General features: G+C 72.9%; 25 protein-coding genes. 12 read left to right on the plus strand and 13 right to left on the minus strand.

The genetic code is table 11. The annotated features are described in order from the left end of the window. The first annotated feature begins 69 nt into the window (after positions 1-69). On the plus strand, positions 70-1,845 hold the full coding sequence (locus ASF41_RS13815) for an HWE histidine kinase domain-containing protein (RefSeq protein ID WP_056494036.1): 1,776 nt from the start codon (positions 70-72) through the stop codon (positions 1,843-1,845). Positions 1,846-1,872: 27 nt separating this feature from the next. On the opposite strand, the gene ASF41_RS13820 is transcribed toward ASF41_RS13815, so the two are convergent. Further along, positions 1,873-2,817, minus strand: coding sequence for a hypothetical protein (locus ASF41_RS13820; protein ID WP_056494039.1), 945 nt, complete (start codon positions 2,815-2,817; stop codon positions 1,873-1,875). Between the two features lie 279 nt (positions 2,818-3,096). On the opposite strand from ASF41_RS13820, the gene ASF41_RS13825 reads away from it, so the two are divergent. The 3 genes from ASF41_RS13825 (at position 3,097) to ASF41_RS13835 (ending at position 6,411) form a co-directional block, all read left to right on the plus strand. Next, on the plus strand, positions 3,097-3,696 hold the full coding sequence (locus ASF41_RS13825; RefSeq protein WP_056494043.1) for a superoxide dismutase: 600 nt from the start codon (positions 3,097-3,099) through the stop codon (positions 3,694-3,696). 435 nt (positions 3,697-4,131) lie between these two features. Beyond that, on the plus strand, positions 4,132-5,673 hold the full coding sequence (gene murJ / locus ASF41_RS13830; protein WP_056381952.1) for a murein biosynthesis integral membrane protein MurJ: 1,542 nt from the start codon (positions 4,132-4,134) through the stop codon (positions 5,671-5,673). A 78-nt stretch (positions 5,674-5,751) separates the two neighbouring features. Next, a complete protein-coding gene (locus tag ASF41_RS13835; protein ID WP_056494046.1) occupies positions 5,752-6,411 on the plus strand; it encodes a haloacid dehalogenase type II in 660 nt (219 codons plus the stop codon). Between the two features lie 26 nt (positions 6,412-6,437). Here the strand turns inward: ASF41_RS13835 and ASF41_RS13840 are convergent, their stop codons facing one another. The 3 genes from ASF41_RS13840 to tlpA form a co-directional block, all read right to left on the minus strand. Then, positions 6,438-8,126, minus strand: coding sequence for a methyl-accepting chemotaxis protein (locus tag ASF41_RS13840; protein ID WP_056211736.1), 1,689 nt, complete (start codon positions 8,124-8,126; stop codon positions 6,438-6,440). A gap of 134 nt (positions 8,127-8,260) precedes the next feature. After that, positions 8,261-8,542: a hypothetical protein gene (locus ASF41_RS13845; RefSeq protein ID WP_056494049.1), complete on the minus strand. Its 282-nt coding sequence runs from the start codon at positions 8,540-8,542 to the stop codon at positions 8,261-8,263. A 430-nt stretch (positions 8,543-8,972) separates the two neighbouring features. Next, on the minus strand, positions 8,973-9,605 hold the full coding sequence (gene tlpA / locus ASF41_RS13850; protein ID WP_407067285.1) for a thiol:disulfide interchange protein TlpA: 633 nt from the start codon (positions 9,603-9,605) through the stop codon (positions 8,973-8,975). A gap of 51 nt (positions 9,606-9,656) precedes the next feature. Between tlpA and argH the strand changes: the two genes are divergently transcribed. From argH to ASF41_RS13865, 3 genes are all read left to right on the plus strand, one after another. After that, positions 9,657-11,042, plus strand: coding sequence for an argininosuccinate lyase (gene argH, locus ASF41_RS13855; protein WP_056494051.1), 1,386 nt, complete (start codon positions 9,657-9,659; stop codon positions 11,040-11,042). Positions 11,043-11,241: 199 nt separating this feature from the next. Continuing rightward, on the plus strand, positions 11,242-11,562 hold the full coding sequence (locus tag ASF41_RS13860) for a hypothetical protein (protein ID WP_056211741.1): 321 nt from the start codon (positions 11,242-11,244) through the stop codon (positions 11,560-11,562). Between the two features lie 100 nt (positions 11,563-11,662). Next, on the plus strand, positions 11,663-12,370 hold the full coding sequence (locus ASF41_RS13865; RefSeq protein ID WP_056494054.1) for a hypothetical protein: 708 nt from the start codon (positions 11,663-11,665) through the stop codon (positions 12,368-12,370). Positions 12,371-12,385: 15 nt separating this feature from the next. On the opposite strand, the gene ASF41_RS13870 is transcribed toward ASF41_RS13865, so the two are convergent. The 3 genes from ASF41_RS13870 to ASF41_RS13880 form a co-directional block, all read right to left on the minus strand. Beyond that, positions 12,386-13,327, minus strand: coding sequence for an ABC transporter ATP-binding protein (locus tag ASF41_RS13870; RefSeq protein ID WP_056381964.1), 942 nt, complete (start codon positions 13,325-13,327; stop codon positions 12,386-12,388). Between the two features lie 37 nt (positions 13,328-13,364). Further along, complete coding sequence (locus ASF41_RS13875; RefSeq protein ID WP_056211747.1) at positions 13,365-13,634, minus strand: hypothetical protein; 270 nt, start codon at positions 13,632-13,634, stop codon at positions 13,365-13,367. A 196-nt stretch (positions 13,635-13,830) separates the two neighbouring features. Beyond that, positions 13,831-14,151 carry a hypothetical protein gene (locus ASF41_RS13880; RefSeq protein ID WP_056211749.1) on the minus strand — a complete coding sequence of 107 codons (321 nt, stop codon included), beginning with the start codon at positions 14,149-14,151 and terminating at the stop codon, positions 13,831-13,833. A 190-nt stretch (positions 14,152-14,341) separates the two neighbouring features. On the opposite strand from ASF41_RS13880, the gene ASF41_RS13885 reads away from it, so the two are divergent. Further along, positions 14,342-15,058 (plus strand): HAD-IA family hydrolase, encoded by a 717-nt coding sequence (locus ASF41_RS13885; RefSeq protein WP_056352113.1) that lies wholly within the window; start codon positions 14,342-14,344, stop codon positions 15,056-15,058. Positions 15,059-15,451: 393 nt separating this feature from the next. Then, positions 15,452-15,781 carry a hypothetical protein gene (locus ASF41_RS13890; protein WP_056211753.1) on the plus strand — a complete coding sequence of 110 codons (330 nt, stop codon included), beginning with the start codon at positions 15,452-15,454 and terminating at the stop codon, positions 15,779-15,781. Positions 15,782-15,800: 19 nt separating this feature from the next. Here the strand turns inward: ASF41_RS13890 and ASF41_RS13895 are convergent, their stop codons facing one another. The 6 genes from ASF41_RS13895 to ASF41_RS13920 all read right to left on the minus strand — a co-directional run bounded on the left by ASF41_RS13895 (position 15,801) and on the right by ASF41_RS13920 (position 19,736). After that, on the minus strand, positions 15,801-16,499 hold the full coding sequence (locus tag ASF41_RS13895; RefSeq protein ID WP_407067286.1) for a TenA family protein: 699 nt from the start codon (positions 16,497-16,499) through the stop codon (positions 15,801-15,803). Then, positions 16,496-17,386 carry an aldose 1-epimerase family protein gene (locus tag ASF41_RS13900; protein WP_056494057.1) on the minus strand — a complete coding sequence of 297 codons (891 nt, stop codon included), beginning with the start codon at positions 17,384-17,386 and terminating at the stop codon, positions 16,496-16,498. Before ASF41_RS13900 ends, ASF41_RS13895 begins: the two co-directional genes overlap by 4 nt. Positions 17,387-17,442: 56 nt before the next feature. Continuing rightward, a complete protein-coding gene (gene mepA / locus ASF41_RS13905) occupies positions 17,443-18,369 on the minus strand; it encodes a penicillin-insensitive murein endopeptidase (protein WP_056276032.1) in 927 nt (308 codons plus the stop codon). A gap of 125 nt (positions 18,370-18,494) precedes the next feature. Beyond that, complete coding sequence (locus ASF41_RS13910) at positions 18,495-19,043, minus strand: hypothetical protein (RefSeq protein WP_056276029.1); 549 nt, start codon at positions 19,041-19,043, stop codon at positions 18,495-18,497. A 5-nt stretch (positions 19,044-19,048) separates the two neighbouring features. Beyond that, complete coding sequence (locus tag ASF41_RS13915; protein ID WP_055948660.1) at positions 19,049-19,258, minus strand: molybdopterin-binding protein; 210 nt, start codon at positions 19,256-19,258, stop codon at positions 19,049-19,051. A 133-nt stretch (positions 19,259-19,391) separates the two neighbouring features. Next, entirely contained in the window at positions 19,392-19,736 is a 345-nt protein-coding gene (locus ASF41_RS13920) for a DUF2293 domain-containing protein (RefSeq protein ID WP_056211762.1), read from the minus strand. Between the two features lie 383 nt (positions 19,737-20,119). On the opposite strand from ASF41_RS13920, the gene ASF41_RS13925 reads away from it, so the two are divergent. The 3 genes from ASF41_RS13925 (at position 20,120) to ASF41_RS13935 (ending at position 23,131) form a co-directional block, all read left to right on the plus strand. After that, positions 20,120-21,220: an HD-GYP domain-containing protein gene (locus ASF41_RS13925; RefSeq protein ID WP_244472689.1), complete on the plus strand. Its 1,101-nt coding sequence runs from the start codon at positions 20,120-20,122 to the stop codon at positions 21,218-21,220. Between the two features lie 350 nt (positions 21,221-21,570). Continuing rightward, entirely contained in the window at positions 21,571-22,161 is a 591-nt protein-coding gene (gene msuE / locus ASF41_RS13930) for an FMN reductase (protein WP_056211764.1), read from the plus strand. Between the two features lie 13 nt (positions 22,162-22,174). Continuing rightward, positions 22,175-23,131, plus strand: a complete 957-nt coding sequence (locus tag ASF41_RS13935; protein ID WP_056494060.1) for an aliphatic sulfonate ABC transporter substrate-binding protein — start codon at positions 22,175-22,177, stop codon at positions 23,129-23,131. The last annotated feature ends 5 nt before the right edge of the window (positions 23,132-23,136 follow it).

Below are 23,136 nucleotides of genomic sequence, written 5' to 3' on the forward strand. Positions count from 1 at the left end.
CGTCCGTGACACGAGGTCGGACGCGCCGAGCGAGGATGTGGCGTGCACGACGCTTCGGACAAGTCTTCCATGGACAAGTCTTCCATCGCGGGCGTCGGGACGGACTTGGCGTCGGCGCCCGCCCCGGATGCCGGGCCAGGATCGGGTCTGCACGGGACGGCCTTCGCGCAGGCGCCGATCGGCATCCTGGTGGTCGACGGGGCCGGCCTCATCCGCGACGCCAACCCCCATCTCTGCGATCTCCTCGGCTATGAGCCCGGCGCCCTCAATGGGCGGGCCCTCTCGGTCCTCGGCGCCGTGGCCCAGCGCGTCTGCATCCGGCGCTGGCTCCGGGCGGACGGCACCGGCCTGGACATGCGCATCCGCCCCTCGAAGCAGCGCGACGACCTGCAGATCCTCGTGGTCGAGGCCGTCGATCCCGACGAGGTCGCGCGGGCCGAGGAGAACCGCGCCGCCCTGACGGCGGCGGGCCTGGGCGAGTGGCGCTACGACTTCGCCGACGGCCGGGTCGTCCTGTCGCGCCGGGCCGCGCATCTCCTCGGCTATGCCGCGGACGATCCGGTCACCTGGACCCGCCTCCAGGCCGCGATGGACGGCGGCGAGGTCGCCCGCATCCGGGCCCAGGTCCGCGCATCCTTGCGGGACGGCGCGCCCTTCTCCTTCGAATGCCGCCTGCGCCGGGCGCCGGACGGCACCGCGATCGATGTCGGGGTCCGGGGGCAGGCCATTCCGGCGGGGGAGGGCGCCGATCGACCCGCGACCCTCGTCGGCGTGGTCGAGGACGTGACCACCCACGTGGAGGCCCGCAACGCCCTGCGGGACGGCGAGCAGCGCCTGCGCATCGCCACCTCCCTGGCGGCCCTCGGGATCTTCGAATGGCACATGCTCGACGACCAGGCGATCTGGGAGAACGAGCGCATGTTCGCGATCTTCGGGCGCAGCGCCGCCGACGGCGCCCTGGGCAAGCGCGAATTCCTCGAGACCGTGCTGCATCCGGACGACCGCCCGGCCTTCCGCGCCGCGATCACGCAGGCCCTGCGCGAGGACACCACCCTGGCGGTCTCGGCTCGCATCCGCCGCCTCAGCGACGGGGCGTGGCGCACCCTCGACTTCGCCGGGCGCTTCGAGCGCGACGCGCCCAACCGCCTGCCGCGTCGCCTGATCGGGGTCGTGGCCGACGTGACCGAGCGCCGGCTCGCCGAGGAGCGCCAGACGCTCCTGATCCGCGAGCTGCACCACCGGGTGAAGAACACCCTGGCCACGGTCCAGGCCATCGTCGGATCGACCGCCCGCACCGCCTCCAGCATCGAGAGCTTCTACGAGGCCTTCGTCGGCCGGATCATGTCGCTGGCCCACACCCACTCGGTCCTCACCGAGGACACCTGGCAGACGGCGTCCCTGCGCACCCTGCTCGCCAACGAGTTGAAGCCCTATGCGGAAGGATCCCTGAACGGTGCGGAGGAGCGGGACGCCCGCATCCAGCTCTCCGGCCCCCCCGTCGACATGGCGTCCGAGGTCGCGGTGCCGATCGGCATGGCGATCCACGAACTGACCACGAACGCCGCCAAGTACGGGGCCCTGTCCACCCGGGACGGCCGGGTGGCGATCACCTGGGCGCTCGAGCCCGGCGGTCCGGCCGGGACCCTGCACTTCACCTGGGTCGAGAGCGGCGGCCCACCGGTCGCACCGCCGAAGCGGCAGGGCTTCGGCTCGCGCCTGCTCCAGCGGGTGCTGACGGCCCAGGTGCGGGCCGAGGTCTCCATGAACTACCCGCCGGAGGGGTTCACCCTGACGATGCGGGCGCCCCTGCCGGTCCGCAACGCGGCGCTGAATCCGCTGGCCTGAGGGCGCTCCCGCGAAGGAGGGCTGCGATCAGGCCGCGCCGCGGCTGTCGGTCTCCCCGCCCGCCTCGACGAACGCCTTGAGTTCGTCGAGGGAGCCGAAGGTGAAGCGGCCCCGCGGCGTGTCCGCCTCGATCACGCCGGTGGAATACATCACGTAGGTGTTCCCTCCCGAGGCATAGGTGCCGACGACCTGCGGTTCCTCCGCGACGGGGGGCGTGGACTCGGCGGCCGGCGCCTCCGGGGACGGTTCGGGCTTGTCCTCGGGAACGCCCACGAACTCGGCCGTCTCGACGGCGGACGGATGCGGGGGAACGGGGTCGGGCGCGCGATGGGGCGCCGCCTCGGCCTCCTTGAAGCGAGGGGCGCTCTCGGGCGCCGGCTCGGGTGCCGGCGCGGGAGCGGGGCCGTCGAACAGGTCGTTCTCCGTCGCCCGGGTCTCGGGATCCGGTGCGGCGTCGGCGATGCGCGGCTCCGGGATGTGCGGCTCCGGACGATCGTGGGGCGCGTCCGCCGGCAGCAGGTTCGGCAGCAGGGGTTCGGCGGCCGAGGGCTCCGGGGATGGCGGCGCGGGGTCGAAGAAGGTCGGTTCCAGGCCGGGGCGAGTGGAGGCGGCGCCTCCCAAGCCCGCGCCGGCGCCCAGACCCGCACCCAGGCTCGCGGCGGTGGCGGCGAGGCTCGGCCGGGCCCGCTGGGCGGCGCTCGGGTCTGCTGCGCCGCCGGGGGCGAGCCCGGTCTCGGCCGGGGGGAAGGACGGGGTCGCCGGACGCGCCTCGCGGAAGGCACGCTCCAGGCCGCGCAGGCGGCCCGCCACGACCGCCAGTCCCAGCACCACGGCCCCGGCCGACGCCGTGGTGGCGCCCGCGATGGTCATGGCGAGACCGCTCTCCAGCCGGACGAAGGGGAAACCCTGGATGACGGATACGATTCCGCCGACGATCATGACGGCGGCCAGCGCGAACAGCGCGATATTCATGGATGTCTCGACAAACGCCTGCACCTTCAGGTGCGGCGCGCACACTAAAGGCCTGGGGGGCATTTGCAAAACGCACACTCGCACGTCGGGTGCAGCCCCGCCCCGGGCAGGCCCCCGCGGATCGCCGCCGTCCGGGCATCGTCTCCGCCCGGGCGCGGACGCCACCCGGGCATCGACTTCATCCGGGCATCGACTTACGTAACGGCGCGTTGGTGCGAGGATCGCGCGCGGATCGCGCGCCTGATCGTGTCCAATGTCTCACGAGACGGAGAGTTGCCCATGACCTTCACCTTGCCCGAACTGCCCTACGCCTACGACGCGCTCGGCCCCTACATGTCGAAGGAAACCCTCGAGTTTCACCACGACAAGCACCACAAGGCCTATGTCGACACGGGCAACAAGCTGCTCGAGGGCACGGGCCTGGAAGGTAAGAGCATCGAGGAGGTCCTGACCTCGGCCTACGGCAACAACCAGCCGCTCTTCAACAATGCCGGCCAGCACTACAACCACATCCATTTCTGGCAGTGGATGAAGCCCAACGGCGGCGGCGCCGCCCCGGGTGCGCTCGCCAAGAAGATCGACGAGGATCTCGGCGGCTTCGAGAAGTTCAAGGCCGACTTCATCCAGGCCGGCGTCGGTCAGTTCGGCTCCGGCTGGGCCTGGCTCGCGGTCAAGGACGGCAAGCTCGCCATCATGAAGACCCCGAACGGCGAGAACCCGCTCGTGCACGGCGCCAAGCCGATCCTCGGCGTCGACGTCTGGGAGCACTCCTACTACATCGACTACCGCAATCGCCGCCCCGACTACCTCAAGGCGTTCATCGAGAACCTGGTGAACTGGGAGCACGTGGAAAAGATGTACGGTGAGGCCACGGCGTAAGGCCCCACGATCCTACGGCCTCGCCGCAAGGCTGGGGACAGGCGCCGTCTCGCGAAGGACAGGGCCGTCGCTGACGGAGACCGGCTGACCGGAATTCTCCGGCGGCCCGCCGTCATCCCGGAGCCGCGTCGCGGAAGCCGGGATCCGGAAACGCAGGTGGTGCGAGATTTCGCACGGGCGGCGGCTCTGGAGTCCGGGCTCGTCTCCGACGACCCGGAATGACGGCGAGGTGTCCTGGGCGAGTGTCTGGTCCAAGGCGAGAGGGCCTGCTGCGCCGGGGCGGACCGGCCCGGTCGGGCGAACACCGACCGCGGGCCGTCCGTCCGTGCGCGGCGCAAGGCGCGTGACCGTTGAACGGTTCCGCGTTTGCGCCGGGCGCGCCGGCATGGTCTAGGGCTCGCCCGACTCTCCCCGCCCCGCGTCCCGGCAGTCCCCATGATCCGCAGCATCCTCTCCGTCGGCGGCTGGACGCTGGTTTCGCGCGTCACCGGGTTCGCCCGCGACGTGGTGATGGCCGCGATCCTGGGAGCCGGGCCGGTGGCCGACGCCTTCGTGGTGGCGTTCCGCCTGCCGAACCACTTCCGGGCGATCTTCGGCGAGGGCGCCTTCAACACCGCCTTCGTGCCGAGCTACGCCAGCCTGTCGGAGACCGAGAAGGCCGACCCGGAGACGGGCGCGGCCCGGCGCTTCGCCGACCGCATCTTCACCCTGATGCTGCTGGTGCAGATCGGCTTCCTGGCCCTCGCCATGCCGGCGATGCCCTGGGTCGTGCGGGCCCTGGCGCCCGGTTTCTCGGAGGACCCGGAGCGGTTCGCGCTCGCCGTCTCGCTGACCCGGATCACCTTCCCCTACCTCCTGTTCATGACGCTGGTGACCCTGTTCTCCGGCCTCCTCAACGCCCATCGGCGCTTCGCCGTGGCGGCCGGTGCGCCGGTCCTCCTGAACCTGTCGATGCTGGCCGCCCTGGCCTCGGCGTCGCTCTTCCCCAACGCCGCCTACGCTGCCGCCTGGGGCGTGACGGTGTCGGGCGTGCTGCAATTCGCCCTGGTGTGGTGGGATTGCCGGCGGGCGGGCATCGCCCCGACCCTGACGACACCGACCCTGCGCGACCCGGCCATGCGGCGCTTCTTCAAGGTGCTGGGGCCGGCGGTGATCGGCTCGGCCGGGTTCCAGATCGCCTCCTTCGCCGACACGATCCTGGCGAGCTTCCTGCCGACCGGTGCGGTCTCGGCCCTGTACTACGCCGACCGGCTCTACCAGCTGCCCTTCGGGGTCATCGCCATCGCGGCCGGCACGGTGCTCCTGCCGGAGATGAGCCGGCGCATCGCCGGCGGCGACGTCGCCGGCGCGCATGCGGCGCAGAACCGCGCCGCGGGCTTTTCCCTCGCCCTCTCGGCGCCCTTCACGGTGGCGTTCCTCACCCTGCCGGTCCTGATCATGACGGCCCTGTTCCAGCGCGGCGCCTTCGGGGCGGAGGATGCCGCCCGCGCGGCCTCGGTGCTCGCCGCCTACGGGCTCGCCCTGCCGGCCGTGGTGCTCCTGCGCAGCGCGCTCCCGAGCTTCTACGCCCGGCAGGACACGATGACCCCGCTCATCGCCTCGCTGACCGCCATCGCCGTCAACGTCGCCCTGAAGGTGGTGCTCACCGGTCCCTACGGCGTGACCGGCCTCGCGATGGCCACGGCCATCGGCCAGTGGGTCAACCTCGGCCTCCTCGTGGCCCTCGCCTGGCGCCGCGGCTGGATGGCCCCGGGCCGCACCCTCGGGGTCACCGGCGTCGGGGTGGTGGTGGCCTGCATCGCCCTCGCGGCCACCGCCCATTACGGCCTGCCCCTGGCCGATGCCCTGGTGCCGGCCCTGCCGCGCCTGCGCGAGATGGCGGTGCTGGGCCTGCTCGGGATCGCCGGAACGCTGGTCTACGCCGTGCTGTTGTTGGGGACGCTGCGCCTGTTCGGGCTTCGCCTGCGGCGCGCCTGATCCCGCCTCCGCTCGCTCGCAGGCGAGGGAACCGCCGCGCCGGCGCGGCGCTCGACCGGATGCGACAGAGGAGCCCGCATGACCGAATCCCCCCGCATCGCCGTCTTCGACGCCTACGGCACCCTGTTCGACGTCCACGCAGCGGTGGCGCGCCACGCGGACGCGATCGGGCCGGACGCGGCCGCCCTGTCCGAGATCTGGCGCGCCAAGCAGCTCGAATATTCCTGGGTGCGCGGCCTGATGGGGTGCCACGCCCCGTTCTGGGGACTGACCGAGCAGGCCCTGGACTACGCCCTCGCCCGATACCCGGAGGTGGACCGGGCGCTACGGCCCCGGCTCCTCGACGCCTATCGCGACCTCGACGCCTATCCGGAGGTGCCGGGCACGCTCCGCGCCCTGCGCGCGGCGGGATGGCGGACCGCGATCCTCTCCAACGGCGACGCGGCGATGCTGGAGCGGGCGGTGGCCTCGGCGGGGCTGGCGGACCACCTCGACGCGGTGCTCTCGGTGGAGTCCGCGCGAACCTTCAAGACCGCCCCGGCCGCCTATCGCATCGCCACGGACCGCTTCGGGGTCGGGCCCGAGGCCGTGCTGTTCGGCTCCTCGAACCGCTGGGACGTGGCCGGGGCGGCCGCCTTCGGCTTCCGCCCCGTCTGGGTCAACCGCAGGGGGCTGCCGGACGAATATGCCGATCAGCCCCCCGAGCGGGTGATCGAGAGCCTGGACGCCCTGCTCTGAGGGCGGGGCCGCCCGGATTGCGGCTGTCAGGCCGCCCGGATGGTGGCCAGGAAGTGCGAGACCTGGCCGCCGAGATGCTCGGACTGGCGCGACAGCGCCGAGGCCGAGGCCAGCACCTGGGCGGCGGCCGCGCCGGTCTCCTCGGCGGCGCCCGCGACGCCCGAGACGTTCTGCGTGACCTCGCCGGTGCCGATGGAGGCCTGGGCCACGTTGCGCACGATCTCCTGGGTCGCCGCGCCCTGCTCCTCCACCGCGGCCGCGATCGAGGCCGCGACGTCGCTGATCTCGCGGATGCGCCCCGTGATGGCGCCGATCGCCTCCACCGCCTGGCCCGTCGAGCCCTGGATGCGGGCGATCTGGCCGGTGATCTCGTCCGTGGCCCGCGCCGTCTGGTTGGCGAGCTCCTTGACCTCCGCCGCCACCACCGCGAAGCCCCGGCCCGCCTCGCCGGCGCGGGCCGCCTCGATCGTCGCGTTCAGCGCCAGCAGGTTGGTCTGGCCCGCGATGGTCGAGATCATCGCCACCACGTCGCCGATGCGCTGGGCCGCCTCGCTCAGGTCGCGCACGAAGGTGGCGGTCTGCCCGGCCTCCGTCACCGCCTCGCGGGAGAGCTGGGCCGAGCCCTGGACCTGCCGGCCGATCTCGTCGACGGAAGAGCCGAGCTCCTCGGCGGCGGCCGCCACCGTGGTGACGTTCGCCGAGGCCTGGTCGGCGGCGGCGGCCACGGAAACGGAGCGCTGCGCCGTCTCGCTGGCATTGGCCGACATGCTGCGGGCCGTGTCCTGCAACTGTGCGGCGGCCGTGCCGACCTGCGCCACGACGCCCCCCACCGCGGCCTCGAACTGATCGGCCAGGCTGCGCAGGGTCTCCCGGCGCAGGGCCTCGGCCCCGGCCCGGGCCGCCGCGGTCTCGGCCTCCAGGGCGCGGGTGCGCAGGATGTTGTCCTTGAAGACCTGGACGGCGCCCGCCATCGCGCCGATCTCGTCCCCCCGCTCGGCGCCCGGCACGGCGACCGCCGTGTCGCCGGTCGCGAGCCGCCGCATCGCCTCGGTCATCCGCTGCAGGGGGCGGCTGACCCCGAGGGCGAGGGCGAGGGCGGCGCCGGCCGCGATCAGCAGTCCGAGGCCCACGAGGATCGCGGTGGTCAGCAGGGCGGTGTCGTAGGTGTCCTGGGCGCGGGCGCCACTGGCGCGGGCGCTGCCCTCCTCCAGCTCGACGAGCTTCTGCAGGGCGCCGAGGACGGCGTTGATGCGCGTCGACATGTCGGTGTTGTAGGTGCGCTGGGCGCCGGCGAGATCTCCGGCCTGCGCCTGGGCGACGATCCCCTCCTGCAGGGTCCGGTAGGCGGTCCATTCCGTCTCGAACGTCCGGTAGAGGGCCTGCGACTCCGGCTGGGCCGGCAGGCCGGCGTAGGCGGCCTGCGCGGCGCGCATCTCGGCCTCGCGCTTGGCCAGGGTGGCCGAGACGTCGGTGCGGGCCGCCGGCGTGTCGGCGGTGATCAGGCGGCCGCCATTCACCCGCTGGCGCAGGACCAGGACCTGGAGCTTGCCCAGGAGCTGCACGGTCGGGAGGCGCTCGTCGCGCATCTCCCGCGCCACTCCGTTGACGGCGCGCAGCTGCATCAGGGCCGACCCGCCGATCACCGCCACGAGACCGAAGACGAGGCCGAAGCCGAGGAACAGCTTGGTGCGGATCGACAGGGCGCGAAGGGACATGCGGCGAGGAGCCCGACTAGAGGGGAGTCCCCGCATCATTCGTGACAGGCGTTAAAAATTCCCACGGGTCTTCGTGTCGAGGGACGATGTTCGTCGCGAATGATCGTCGTCTGTCATTGCCCGTGATTGAATAGTCAGGGCGATAGCGTCCAGTTCGACTGATGAATGGCCAGCGTCATTCCGCGCCCGTCCGGGCTCTTCACCGACTGGCTCGTGTAATCCGCCGTCCCCGACATCCCGGCGTACTTGCCCGTTCCCCCGAGGAAGACGTGCGTGCCCTTGGCGCCCTTGGCTTCGTCGGTGGAGGAGATCTGGTCGCCATCGGCGTCGCTGTCGATGCAGGACCCGCGGTTGAGCGCCTCGCCGCCGACGACCTCGCGCATCCCGAGGCAGCGCGTGCCCATGTCGTTGAACATCGGGCCGCCGGACTCGTTGCGGGCGTTCCCGGAGCTGCTTGGGTCGTCACGATCCGCTCGCCGAGCTTCATGGTGACGTAGGTGGAGGTGACGTAGGTTGTGGAGTAGCTGTCGGTGCCGCTGCGCGGCAGTTCGGCAGCCTGCGCAAGGGGCGCGGCCAGAACGGCCGCGAACAGAAAGCCCCATGTCGTGACATGATGGACAGGCCTCCGTCTGAGAACAGGCGCAGAGACATTCGCATCGCTCGATGGCGATCGATCATGGTCGCGACGGAACTGCGTGACGACTGGGGGCTTTGCGTGTCAAAACTGGCGAAAAGGTTTACCTGCCTGGCCGTGACCGAACACGACCGTCCGGCGGGTGTCCCGTCCTGGCGGCAATCCGGGCGTGATGCGGCCGTGGCCTCCGCGCTCTCCCCACCGCGTCAGACTCAGGATCGCCCGAGGGCGGCCTCGATCAGCGTGACGCCGTCGGCGCTGTCCCACTCGGCCGGTCCCTTCATCACCCCGAGGGTGCAGCCGGCGCCGTCGACCAGGAGGGTGGTGGGCAGGCCGAGGGAGCCGGTGGCCTTCTGGATCGCCGGCAGGACCCGGCCGCCGGGATCGGCATAGTAGGCCAGCCGCGCGATGCCGTTCTGCTTGAGCCAGGCGGGCGGCGCCGCGAGGTTGCGGGTGTCGACATTGATCGCCACGACGCTGAAATCCGGCCCGCCGAGCCGGCCCTGGAGCCGGTCGAGGGCCGGCATCTCGGCCTTGCAGGGCGCGCACCAGGTCGCCCACAGGTTCACGAGGCGCAGGCCCTGCACGCCGTCGAGGGTGGCGTCGGTTCCCTCCGGCCCCTTGAAGGCCAGGGCCGGCGCGGGCACCGGCGCGGTCGCGACCTGGAGGGCGGCGACGGCGCCCCGGGCCAGGGGGGCGATGCGGGCGGCCGCCGCGACCGAGCCCGCGCAGGGGCCGGCGGAGTTGCCGCCGGTCGAGCCCGTCCCGTATACGGCAAGCCCCGCACCGAGTGCGGCGACGAGGACGGCCCCGGCGATCAGCGCAGATCTGCGGCCGGGCATCATCGTTGCGTCCGGGGGCGGACGGGCAGGGCGGCTGGAAGGACGTTTGAAAACATGAGCAACCGGATGTGGGGCGGGCGCTTCGCGAGCGGCCCCGCCGAGATCATGGAGGAGATCAACGCCTCCATCGGGTTCGACAAGCGCCTCGCGCCCCAGGACATCCGCGGCTCGCTGGCGCATGTGGCGATGCTGGGACAGGCGGGAATCCTCCCCTCCGCCGATGTGGCTGCGATCGAGGACGGCCTCAAGGCCGTGCGCGACGAAATCGAGGCGGGCGGCTTCGTCTTCAAGCGCGAGCTCGAGGACATCCACATGTCCGTCGAGAGCCGGCTCACCGAGATCGTCGGCCCGGCGGCCGGGCGCCTGCACACCGCGCGCTCGCGGAACGACCAGGTCGCCACCGACATGAAGCTGTGGGTGCGCGACACCCTCGACAGCCTCGACGCCCAGGCCGCCGGCCTGCAGAAGGCCCTGGCCGAGAAGGCGCTGGCCCATGCCGGCACGGTGATGCCGGGCTTCACCCACCTGCAATCGGCCCAGCCCGTCACCTTCGGGCACCATTGCCTCGCCTACGTGGAGATGCTGGCCCGCGACCGGGGCCGCTTCCGCGATGCCCGTGCGCGCCTGAACGAGTGCCCCCTCGGCGCCGCGGCGCTCGCCGGCACCTCCTTCCCCATCGACCGGCACGCCACGGCCGCGGCGCTCGGGTTCGACCGGCCGACGGCGAACTCCCTCGACTCGGTGGCCGATCGCGACTTCGCCCTGGAATCCCTCGCCGCCGCCTCGATCTGCGCCGTCCACCTGTCGCGTTTCGCCGAGGAGCTGGTGGTCTGGACCTCGGCCCAGTTCAACTTCGTGAAGCTCTCCGACGGCTACACCACCGGCTCGTCGATCATGCCGCAGAAGCGCAACCCGGACGCGGCGGAGCTGGTGCGGGCCAAGGCCGGCCGGGTCATCGGCGCGCTCACGGGCCTGCTCATCGTGATGAAGGGCCTGCCGCTCGCCTATTCGAAGGACATGCAGGAGGACAAGGAGGGCACCTTCGACGCCCTCCAGGCCCTCTCGCTGTGCCTCGCCGCCATGACCGGCATGGTGCGCGACCTCGAACCCAACGCCCCGGTGCTGGCCCGCGCTGCCGGCTCCGGCTACGCCACCGCGACCGACCTCGCCGACTGGCTGGTGCGCGAGCTCGGCCTGCCGTTCCGCGAGGCCCACCACGTCACCGGTCGCCTCGTCGGCGCGGCCTCCGCCCGCAACGTCGGGCTGGAGGCACTCTCCCTGGCCGAGATGCAGGCCGCCGAGCCCCGGATCACGCAGGCGGTCTACGCCGTGCTCGGGGTCGAGAACTCGGTCACGAGCCGGACCAGCTACGGCGGCACCGCGCCGGACAACGTGCGGTCGCAGGCGAACCGCTGGCTCGCGGCCCTCGGGCAGGACTGATGCGGACGCCGCGTCATCGGAGCGGTGCCCGTCTCGGCAAGCCTGCGCGGCGCTCGACCGAAGCCCCCATCCGCCATCCCGGAGGGATCGAACCGATTTGGACTGACCCGAAAAGAACCGGACTCGGGGCAGGTGCGTTCACGGCTCAGCTATGTGATGCTGTGTAGGACCCTGTCCCGAGCCCCTCGGAGATCTGCTCATGCCCGCTGAAAGCCGGATCGCGCCGGATGACGTCCCCGCCCTCGCGGCCGAAGCCACGGCGCTGATCGACGCCGCCCTGAGCCGCCTGCCCGAGGCCGACCGGGCCGCCTTCTGGGCCTCGGTGCGCAAGTGCTACAACACGCCCTACAACGATCCGGAGCCCCGCGCGCTGCCGCGGGTGCAGAGGCTCGCGGCCTTCGAGGCGACGGGCCCGGACCCCGCGGAGTCCCCCACCCTGTCGACGCTGGCCGCACCCGCCCTCGCGAGCGTGATGGCGGCGCTGCCGGGCGTGTTCGCCGCCGAGCCCCACGCCGCCTGATCGGGGCGGGACACGCAATCCTGAAACCGGCGCCGCGCGGCGTCGCACATCCGGACGGTCGGCCGGGCTCCCGGTCCGGCGACGTCCCGAAGGGTCTTCCATGGTTCCTGTTCTGCGACGCGGCCTCCGGCTCGGGGCCGCCATCCTGGTCCTGTCCGGTCCCGCCGCCCTGGTCGGCGCCCCCCATCCCTTCACGGCCGGCCCGGCCCGGGCCCAGAGCCAGGCCCAGACACAGGAGGCCGCCCCCGAGGAGGCGGAGGCCCCGGGCCGCCGGAAGTCCCGCCGGGGGCGCGAGCGCGCCGCGAAGGCCGCCGTGACGGCCCCCGGCATGCAGCAGGCCACCCCGGTGGCGATCTTCGGCGACTGGAACGTCTTCGCGAGCGGCCAGGGCAAGACCCGCGTCTGCTACGCCATCGCCCAGCCGCAGACGCGCTCGCCCAAGACCCTGAAGCGCGACACGGCCTACCTCTTCGTCACCGTGCGCAAGGCCGAGAACGTGGCCAACGAGGTCGCGGTGATGCTGGGCTTCCCGGCCAAGCCCGCGAACAGCCAGGCCAAGGCCAATGCCGGCCCGGCGCCCACCGACCCGACCCTGATCCTCGGCGCCACCCGCTACGGCCTCGTCACCAAGGACAACAACGCCTGGCTCCAGAACCCGGCGGAGGAGACCCGGGTGGTCACCGAGATGGGGCGAACCCCGAAGCTGCAGGTCAAGACCACCTCGCTGCGCGGCAATCCCACCAGCGACGAGTACGCCCTGGCGGGGTTCGCCGACGCGATGAAGCGCGCCCGCGAGGAGTGCAAGTAGGGGACCGGTCAGGCCCTACGCCACCGCCCGGGCTGCCTCGGCCCGGATCGCCGCCAGGGTGAGGTGGACCGGCGGTCCGTCGCCGGTGAGGTTGAGACCGTCGGCACCGGTGGCGAGCAGGAGGGACAGGGCCTCCCGCAGGGACGCCCCGGCCGCGATCGCGGGGGCCTCCGGCAGGGCGCCGGGGCTCGCCAGGCTCCCGGCGGCGATCAGGGCGAGGCGGCGCAAGGCCCGGTCCTGCCCGACGAAACCCGCGACGAAGGCGTCGGCCGGCGCGGCCAGGAGGCGTTCGGGCGCATCGGCCTGGACGATGCGGCCGTCCCGCATCAGCACGACGCGGTCGCCCATCCGCATCGCCTCGTCGATGTCGTGGGTGACGAGGAGCACCGTCTTGCCGAGGCGCCGCAGGATGGCGCCGATCTCGGCCTGCAGGCGGTCGCGGGCGACGGGGTCCACCGCGCCGAAGGGCTCGTCCATGAGGAGCACCGGGGGATCGGCGGCCAGCGCCCGGGCGACGCCCACGCGCTGGCGCTGGCCGCCGGAGAGCGCGTGCGGGCGGCGTGCCCGGTACTGCGCCGGGTCGAGGCCGACGAGGTCGAGCATCGCGTCGACCCGCTCGGCGATCCGGGCACGGGGCCAGCCGAGCAGGCCCGGCACGGTGCCGATGTTGTCGGCGACGCTGCGGTGGGGAAACAGGCCGACGCCCTGGAGCACGTAGCCGATGCGCCGGCGCAGGGCGACGGGATCGGTCCGCGTCACGTCCGTGCCGGCGACGCGGACGCGGCCGGCATCCGGCTCCACCAGCCGGTTGACCATCCGAAGGGTCGTGGACTTGCCGCAGCCGGACGGGCCGATGAGGGCGCAGACGCTGCCCTCGGCGACGGCGAGGTCGAGGGCGTCGACGGCGGGGCGTTCGGCCCCGGGGAACCGCTTGCTGACGCCTTCCAGGCGGATCACGGGGCCCTGACCGGCGCGCGGTCCGGCGGCCTAAGCCTCAGCAGCCCTTGCAGATCGAGCCCATGGTGGTGCGCATCTTGGTGTCCCAGGCCTTGTCGCGGGCGGCCGAGGCGCGCTGGGCCTTGGCCATGTCCGCCTCGGTGGAGGCGCGGGTATAGGGGGCCTTGCCCGCCTCCGCGCGGCCCGGCGGCTTGGTCACCCCGGTGGGCGCGATGTTGCGCTGGGGCGCGCCCGGGGACGGCTGCGCCAGGACCGGCGCGGCGCCGAGGAGGAGGGCCAGGGTGGAGGCGGCGACGATGCGGGGCATGAGGAGCGACGGATCCCTGACAGGTGGCGAGGCGTCGGGACGATCGGACGTGAACGGCGCCGCGCCCCGATGATCCCGTTCATCTACGATGGGGACCGCACGGGATTATGGCACCTCGGCCGGATGGCGCGAAGGCGGCGGGCGGCAGCGCGTGCGAAATGGCACCCGGTCCGGCGGTCGCCGCCGCGACCGGCCCTCACGGACCGCTGAGGAAGCCGATCCGCTCCCGCGCCGGCTGTCCGAGCCAGAGCAGGACGGCCCCGATCACGAGCCCGATCAGGGCGGCGGGCGCCAGGGTCAGGGGCAGGACCAGGATCTTCCAGAGCCAGGGGGCGACGCTCTCCACCGTGCCCTGGAGAGCGTTCGCCCGGTCCTTGAACAGGGTGAAGGCGAGGTCGCTGACGCTGGTGAGGCGCGGGGTGTTGTTCGCGACGGAGCGGGCACCGTCGTAGACGAGGCAGACGAAGCCCGCCGCCAGGAAGACGAGGCCGAGGAAGCGGCTGAGGAAACGGACCATCGCACCCGATCGCACCCGCCGGCATTCGCGCCGGCCCTTCAGGCTGAGTAGGAGGGCGCGCCGACGGGCGCAAGCCACCGGTGGCTCGGCCGGGCGTCGCGGTTTGCGCGGGATCGCGATCGCGCCATATGCGGGGCACGGGGCCGCGCGGCGCGGGGCCCATCCGCAACCCGAGACCCGACCGAATCCCATGCGCGACGCCTCCACGCTCCTCCATCCGGTGCCCGCGCCCGGCGCGACGGCCCCACCCCTCGCGCTGGTGATCTTCGATTGCGACGGGGTGCTCGTGGACAGCGAGCCGATCAGCCTGGCGCGCCTCACCGCCGGCCTCAACCGCATCGGTGTGCCCATCGACGTCGAGACCGTGCGGGCGCGCTTCGCCGGCACCTCGATGGTCTCGATCATGGGCCACATCGCCCAGGATTACGGAATCGCGGAGCCCGAGGGCTTCGTCGACGCCGTGAAGGCGGACACGCTGCGCGCCTTCGACTCGGAGCTCCGGGCGGTCGCGGGCGTCGCCGCAGCGGTCGCCGCCCTCGGGCTGCCCTCCTGCGTCGCCTCCAGCAGCGACCCCGTGCGCCTGCGTCACTCCCTGGGGCTGACGGGGCTGCTCCCCCTGTTCGAGGGGCGGATCTTCTCCTCGACCCTGGTGGCGCGGGGCAAGCCGGCGCCCGACCTGTTCCTCCACGCCGCCGCCGCGATGGGGGTCGCCCCCGCGGCCTGCCTCGTCATCGAGGACAGCGTGCCCGGCGTCACGGCGGCCCGCGCCGCCGGCATGCGCGTCGTCGGCTTCAGCGGCGGCGGGCACTGGACCCACGACCCGGCGGCCGCGGACCTGACCCGGGCCGGTGCGGCCCGGATCTTCCGCGACTACCGGGACCTCGCCGGCGTCATCGCCGCCGCTTGATCGGGGCTGCGAAGGAAGCACGCGCGCCGGAGGCCGAGCGGGGCCGGTTCTGCTAACGACTGTGCTGCATTCGGAAGATCGATCCGTTGACGAAACGCAACGGGATGAGCATCTTCAAGACGTTCGGCGATGCCTGGAGGTGTCGCCGCGCCGCGGTGATTTGAAGTGTGTAGCTTGCGCCGCGTCATCAAACGCTAAAGCACCGCGATGCGCTCGCGCCTCGTGGTCCTTCTCGGAAAGGATGACTTGCCGTGACTGTCTGCAACGCATGCTTCCCGCGGGGCGATGCCCCGCGTCTCCGGTCCCAACACGGCCGTTGTCGACGCTGACCATCCCCTCGCGTCCCACCGTTCGTCTCGCGCCGGCCCCGCGCCGGCCACCGGAGTCCTTGTCATGCCGCATCTTCAGATCGAGGCCGAGCGGGCGCTGAATCGCCTGCACGCGGCCCCCAGCCTCGTGGATCACCGGGCGGAGCGCGCCCGCAACCGCCTCCATGCCGAGCCCGCCCCGCCGCGGGTCATCGAGATCGGCGAGATCACCGCCGGGATCGCCGTTCCGGAGCCCGGCGGCGTGCGCTTCTTCGCGTCGAGCCGCGCCTTCGCCCCCCTCGACGGCACGGTCTACCGCAGCGTCGAGCAGGCGGCCCGCGCCGCCCGGGACCGGTTCCGCGACCGGACCCGTCCGGCTGCCCAGGCCCGGGGACCCCGGCTCCAGGCCGTTTGATGGGGCGAAGCCCCTCGCCTCAGACCGGCCAGGCCGCTCCGCGATAGGCTCCGTCCCAGAACAGGTATTCGAGGCGGGTGGCCTGGGTGTAGGCGCGGTGCATCCGGGCCCGGACCTCCGGCGAGGCGCCCCGGGCCGCCTCGTCGGTGGCCGCGATCATGGCGGCGACCGCCTGCGCGAAGTCCTCGCCCGCATAGGTGTCGATCCAGGCGCGGTACGGATTGTCGGCCCGCGCCCGGGAAAAGATGTCCCGGCCGATTTCGGCATAGATCCAGAAGCAGGGCAGCAGCGCGCCGAGCACCACCTCGTAGGGCTCCGCATAGGCGGTGGCGACGAGGTAGGAGACGTAGTGGTCGCAGGGCGGCGAGAGCGGGGTCTGCGCGAAGGTCTCGGCGTCGATGCCGTAATCGCGGAAGAAGCCGCCGTGGAGCGAGCGCTCCACCACGATGGCGGTCTCGGCCGCCCGGGCGAACTGCACCATCCGGTCGGGGTTCGGCGCCTTGGCGGCGGCCAGCGCCAGGGCCCGGCCGAAGCCCACGAGGTAGTGCGCGTCCTGCACGATGTAGTGGATGAAGCGCGCCTGCCCGAGGGTGCCGGCGGCGAGCTCGGCGTTGAACGGCATGGTGCGGATGGCCTCGTAGGCCGCCGCGTTGCGCGCCCAGGCCTCCGCCGAGAAAGCCTCCGCCGAGGACGTGGCGGCCAAGACGGTCTCCGTCATGCCTGGCTCTCCTGCTCGAACGACAGGGTGACCCCGTGGCGCGCCCGTCCGCCCGGGGCCAGCAGGCGCTGCGAATCCCGGCCCGTGAGGTCGCCCGCGAAACCGTCCCAGTCGGCATGGCCGGTCCAGCATTCCAGCGAGAGGAAGGGGGCCGTCGGCTTGGTCCAGACCGCGAGGTGGGGGAAGTCCGACACCGCCAGGCGGATCGCCGCGCCGTCGGGGCCGGTGAAGCGCATCCAGCTGCTCGCCGCATCCCGGAAGACCAGGGCCTCGGTGAACAGCGCCGGATCGAGAGGCAGGGTGTCGCCCTCCAGGGGGATCGGCCGCTCGTCGCGCAGGAGGAGGCCGCCCGCCCCGACCTCGGGGGCGAAGGGGCGCTCCGGGTGCTCGAACCGGACGGCGTAGCCGCCCCCGGCCGCGCGGGCGCCGCCGGCGAAGGGCCAGGGGAAGGCCGGGTGGAAGCCGAGCCCGTAGGGCAGGGGCACCGTGTCGGTGTTCTCGATCCAGATCTCGAGGTCGAGCAGGCCGGGGCCGACCCGGGCGGTGATGTCCAGGCGGAAGGCATAGGGGTAGTGCACCCGCGTCTCGACGCTGTCGGTGAGGCGCAGGCTCACGCTGTCGTCGGCCCGCTCGATCACCGTGAAGGGCAGGTCGCGGGCGAAGCCGTGCTGCGGCATCGGGTAGGCCGCGTCGCCCACATGGATCGTGCCGTCGGTGGAGGCGCCGACCACCGGAAAGAGCCACGGCGCGTGCCGGTTCCAGTGCGCGGGGTCGCCGCTCCAGAGATAGTCGCGGCCGCCCACCTGCCAGGAGACGGGCTCGGCCCCGTCGGCGTCGATGACCGCCTGCGTGCCGTCGCCGGCCGTGATCGTGATCCGTTCGCCCATCGGTGTCCTGTCGTCCGGCTGGCCGCCCCCGCGGTGGGGGGCGGCGGGAGAGGTCCTCAGCGCGCCTTCAGCACCGCCCGGCAGGCGGCGGGAAGGGCCGCCATCGTCATCGGCGGCTTCGGGCGCGGCGGCTTCGTCGCGGGCTTCGGGTTCATGATCGCGTCGCTGAACCAGTAGGCCAGCTCCTCGCCGCAGCCGTCGCCGGAGGGCGGCGGGGCCTGGTCGCCGCACTGGTCCTGGCCCGCCGGACAGGCGAGGCGGATGTGGTAGTGGTAGTTGTGCCCGTACATCGGCCGCACCTTTGAGAGCCAGGCGCGGTCGCCGCCGGCCTCGCGGCACAGGGCCTTCTTGATCGCCGGGTTGACGAAGATGCGCGCCACCTCGCGCTCCTGCGCCGTCATCCGGATCAGCTTGAGGTGCTCGGGGGTCCAGACCTGCGGGTCGATGTCGAGGCGGTCGGGGCGGACCACGTTGGTGGCGGAGGTCTCCTCGCGCTCGACCCGGCTCATGCGGTGGTCCGGCATCGGGGTCAGCCAGATGTCGGCGTCGAGGCCGAGCTGGTGCGAGGCGTGGCCGGTCAGCATCGGCCCGCCGCGCGGCTGGGACATGTCGCCGACGAGGAGGCCGTTCCAGCCGATGCGGGGCGCCTTGGCGGCCAGGCGCTCCAGGAACTCGACCAGCGGCGGGGTGCCCCACATCCGGTTGCGCGACAGGCGCATCACCTGCCAGGTCGGCCCGTCCACGGCCAGCGCCTCGCCGCCCGAGAAGCAGCCCTTGGCATAGGAGCCGTAGGCCTGGGCGGGGCCGGGGGCCGGGGTGGTGGCGCGGCCGAACAGGGCTTTGGCCGGCGTGTCCGGCGCGTCCGGGTTGGCGAGCGGCGGCAGGGGCTTCGGGTTGACGCTACCCCGGTCCTGGGCCGCAGCGGGCAGGCCGAGACAGGAGCCGAGGAGCAGGAACGTCGCGAGGCGGAGGCGAAGGGTCAGCGGAGGGCTCCCGGGATCGCGTCCCCGCCGGGCGGGGCGCCGAGGATCGTCTGAGGCGAAGGTTCGCGGTTCACGCCCACGCTAGTCCATCGGGGATCGCCCCGTCGAGGGTCCGCGGTGCCGCCCTATTCCACCGGCGCCACGGCGATCCGGATCGTGTCGGCGGGCGCCCCGCTGACCAGGAGGGTGATCGGCGCGGTGCCGAGCTGGAACCGCACGCTCTTGGCGAGCATCGGGCAGCCGGGGCGCATCGTGCTGGCGGTCGGGGGCCGCGTGGTCCGGTCGTCCTGGCTCACGTCGATCCAGGCCCGGTCCGACAGGGTGACCTGGTAGGCGCCGGGGGCCAGGGGCGCCGCGAGGTGCAGCACGCCGCCATAGGAGCCGGGCTTCGGCGCCCGCGAGGGCGCGACGGGCGGGGCGACCGCCTCCTGCGGCTTCAGGGCGAGGATCGCGGCCGGCATCGCGGCCGGCAGGGTGCCGCCGGATTCCACCCGCGGCAGGCTCGCGGCCGAGAACCAGGCCTGCTCGCGCAGGAGCGACCAGTCGAACTGCGTGCAGGCCGCCGGGTCCGCGGGCGGCGACGCGCCGGTCTCGCCGGCGGGCTGCGCCTGCCCCCGGCCGGCGGACGGCGCCAGGAGAGCGGCGGAGAGCGCGATCGCGGCGAGCCGGCGCATCGTCCTCAATCCACCGCCACTAGGACGTCGGACGACTTCACCACGGCATAGGCCTCGCCGCCCACGGTCAGCTTCAGGCTGTCGACGGATTCGTTGGTGATCGAGGCGGTGACCAGCTGGCCGCCGGCGATCTCGATCTTCACATGGGCCGTGGTGGCCCCCTTCTCGACCGAGACGACCTTGCCCTTGAGGACGTTGCGTGCGCTGATCTTCATGACGATGGGTTCCCTCCCCTTGGCCCGGCCCGGACGGATGGGCCGGCGCGGCGGGACGATGCCGTTCGCGCCGGCGCGGTGCAACCCGTCCGGATGCAACCCAGCACCGGAGCCCACGCGACCGTGATCGGGCTCACGGGGCTTCGTCCTCCTCTTCCGAAACCCGGCGGCGCGAGCCCCAGGCGGCGAGGGCGGCGTTGAGGTCGTCGAGGACGAAGTGGCGGGCGCTGTCGCGGTCGTAGCCCTCCGCGAGAAGGTCGTCGTATTCGGTGAAGACGTGGCGGGCATAGGCCACGAGGGCGAGCCAGGCCGCGTTGTCCGGGCGCGCGTTGCGCAGGCCCGGGCTCGCCAGGGCGCGGTCGATCACCGCCTCGGTCTCGAAATCGGGCAGGCGCGGCGCCGCCTGCGCCAGGGCCGCCGCCACCGCCTCACGCCGGTTCATCGCCCGTTCTCCGTCATCGCCGCCCGCCGCCCGCATCCGAGTCGGGCGGGCACGAGGTGCGCGACCGCGCCGCAAAAGTCCACGACCGCCGATGGCTGCCGGCCCACACGCCGTGCGGCCGTCCCGGCGGGGGGGGGGGTGGTGCGCCGGCTCCCGTGCCGCCCGTCGTCGCCGGCGCATCCACCCGCACGGACCCCCGCCGGCGGCGCTCGCATCGAGAGGTTGACAAGCTCTCGGCGCGCCTGCGCCGCCTGACCTGTGCCGAAACGGGATGTCTCAGGCACTGACACCCGTCGCTCATTCGCGGAGACCACGTAGACGGAGCACCACGACTGCCTGATGCTTTGTCGTGAATTGTTCGATAATGATTTCGTGTCAAATGTTGAGGGTCGGGCTCGGAAGCCGGACCGCGCACCAGGTTGACGGACCCGCTCGTGACCCAGGACAATTCCGTTCTCATCGTTTCGGACAGGCCGCAACTGGCGGCCCTGCTCTGCCGCGCCGTCGAGAACGTGCTCGCCTGCCGCTGCATCGAGCCCCGCGAGGCCCTGCCGGCGGTGCTGCCCCTCGTCGCCGTGGTCGACATCACCGGCGACGCGCGCCTCGCCGCCGCCTGGATCGTCCGGCTCCACGGCGCCCGGATCGCGAGCCTGGAGCTCACCAACCGGCCCCCCGCCGCGCGCGGCCGAGCCGCCGTCGCCACCCGCACCCTGCCGGCGGATGCACCCCGCACGGCGGTCCTCGCCACCCTCTTCGCCCTCGTGGACGCCTGGCAGGCCGCCCGCCGGAGCGCCGTCGCCGCCCCCATCCGGAAGGTCCGAGACATCGCCGAGCGGGCGCGGGCCGCCGTCGGCCTGGTGGCGGGCGCCTTCGAGGCGGCCGAGGCCGGCCGTCCCGTGAGCGCGGAGGGGGTCGATGCCGGCACGGAGCTGATCCTGGCGGCCGTCTCCGATTCCGGCATCCGCACCTGGCTCGACGTCATCCAGAGCCACGACCAGCAGCTCTACCAGCACTCCCTCAGCGTCGCCGGCTACGCCGCCGCGTTCGGGGCCGGCCTGCGACTCGCCCGCGCCGACCAGAAGCGCCTGGCCCAGGCCGCCCTCCTGCACGATGTCGGCAAGGCGAAGATCCCCCTGGCGATCCTGAACAAGCCCGGCCGCCTCACCGCGGAGGAGATGGCGGTGATGCGCACCCATCCGGCCGTCGGCGCCGACCTCCTCGCCGCCCAGGGCGGATTCGACGCCGCGACCCTCGCCGTGGTGCGCTCGCACCACGAGATGCTCGACGGCAGCGGCTATCCCGACGGCCTCGCGGGGGCGGCGATCCCCGATCTCGTGCGCCTCGTCACCATCTGCGACATCCACTCGGCCCTGACCGAGCGGCGCCCCTATCGCGATCCGCTGCCCCACGGGGAGGCCCATGCCCTGATGCAGGGCATGGTGCCCAAGCTCGATGCCGACCTCCTGGCGGCGTTCCGCCGGGTCGTGCTGCAGGGCGTGCTCGACGACGCCGTCGTCTGAGACGCGATCCCGGGCGCCGTCCCGCGCGGACGAGGCCCGACGCCGTCCGGCGGTGAACGTCTCACTATGACGAAATTCTCGGCACGATAATGCCTGTCGAACGGGATTATCTCCCGGGGGCGCGCAGTCCGGAGAGATCCTCTCCGCCGTGGCACGCATTCAAAAGAACGTTTCATTGATTCTCGTGCGTGCAACGGGCACGTTTTCGTCAGAACGACGTCACGGAAAACCCGTGGCAGAGCCCGGTTCACAGAGCACAGATCTCTCGAATGTCCAGAGTTGGCCAGCGCTCGTCTTGAGCGATGGCGCCGTCACGTCTGGAGATCTTTGGCGTCCACGAAAGTCACCCTATGTCGCTGCCCCGCATCGTCGGCTTCACCGCCAATCTCCAGCGCCCCTCGAAGACCCGGGCGCTGGCCGAGTCCCTCGCCGAGGCGGTGGGCACGCACCTGCGGGCCGAGATCCGCCTGTTCGACATGGTGGATGCCGGCACGGGCCTCGGGGCCGCCTGGTCGCGGGACCTGCTGCCGCTGCCGGCCCGCCGCATCGTCGAGGCCATCGAGGGCGCCGACGCGCTCATCGTCGGCTCGCCGGTCTACAAGGGCGCCTATACGGGCCTGTTCAAGCACCTGTTCGACTTCGTCGACCCGGCCGCCCTCGTGGGCAAGCCCGTGATCCTCTCGGCCACCGGCGGCGGCCCGCGCCACGCGCTCGTGGTCGAGCATTCCTTACGCCCGCTCTTCGGGTTCTTCAGCGCCCACACCATCCCGAGCGCGGTCTACGGCTCCGACGCGGATTTTCGCGACGGCGTCCTCGTCGACGACGGCGTGAAGGCCCGCATCGCCGACGCCGCGAGCCAGCTCGCGGACCTGCTCCAGGCCCGGGCCGCCCGGATCGCCGCGCCGGAGGCCCCGGTCGCCGCCTTCGCCAGCGCCGGCTGAAGGCGCCCCGCCGATGCTCTCCCGACGCACCCTCCTCGCCGGCGCCCTGGCGGCGGGCCTGCCCGCCCCGTCCCGGGCCGGGGAGGCCGGCACCTTCCGGATCGGCTACCAGAAGAACGGCATCCTCGTCGTCGCCAAGCAGCAGGGCGCCATCGAGCGGGCGCTGAAGCCGCTGGGCGTGTCCGTGCGCTGGACCGAGTTCTCTTTCGGTCCCCCCGTCCTCGAGGCCCTCGGCGTCGGCGCCATCGATTTCGGCCAGACCGGCGCGCCGCCCCCGGTCTTCGCCCAGGCGGCCGGCAATTCCCTCCTGTACGTCGCAGCCCAGGATGCCGGCGGCTCCGGCGAGGCGATCCTGGTGCCGCAGGGGTCGCCCCTGGGGACGCTCGCCGACCTCAAGGGCAAGCGCGTCGCCTTCGCCAAGGGATCGAGCGCCCACTACCTGGTCGTCCGCGTCCTGGAGAAGGCGGGGCTGGCCTACACGGACATCGAGCCCGTGACCCTGGCGCCGGCGGATGCGGCGGCGGCCTTCGCCCGCGGCGCCGTCGACGCCTGGGCGATCTGGGACCCGTACTTCGCCATCGCCGAGCGCCAGCCCGGCACCCGCATCCTGGCCAGTGCCGCCGAGATCGAGAAGCCCACCAACTTCTTCCTGGGCAACCGCGACTTCACGCAAGGCAACGCCCCCGTGGTCCAGGCGGCGGTCGGCGCTCTCGCCGAGGTGGCCGCCTGGTGCGAAGCGCATCGCCCGGAAGTGGCCGCCCTGCTGTCGAAGGGCACCGGCGTGCCCCTCGACGCGACGCAGCGCGCCGTCGACCGCAGCGTCTACGTCATCGCGCCGCTCACCGAGGCGGTCATCGCCGGCCAGCAGCGCGTAGCCGACCGCTTCCAGGCCCTTGGCCTGATCGCCAACCCCATCCGCGTCCGCGATGCCGTGTGGACGCCGCCGGCTCCCCCGGCGAGCAAGGGCTGACCGCA

Source organism: Methylobacterium sp. Leaf111, assembly GCF_001423285.1.
Taxonomy (GTDB): domain Bacteria; phylum Pseudomonadota; class Alphaproteobacteria; order Rhizobiales; family Beijerinckiaceae; genus Methylobacterium.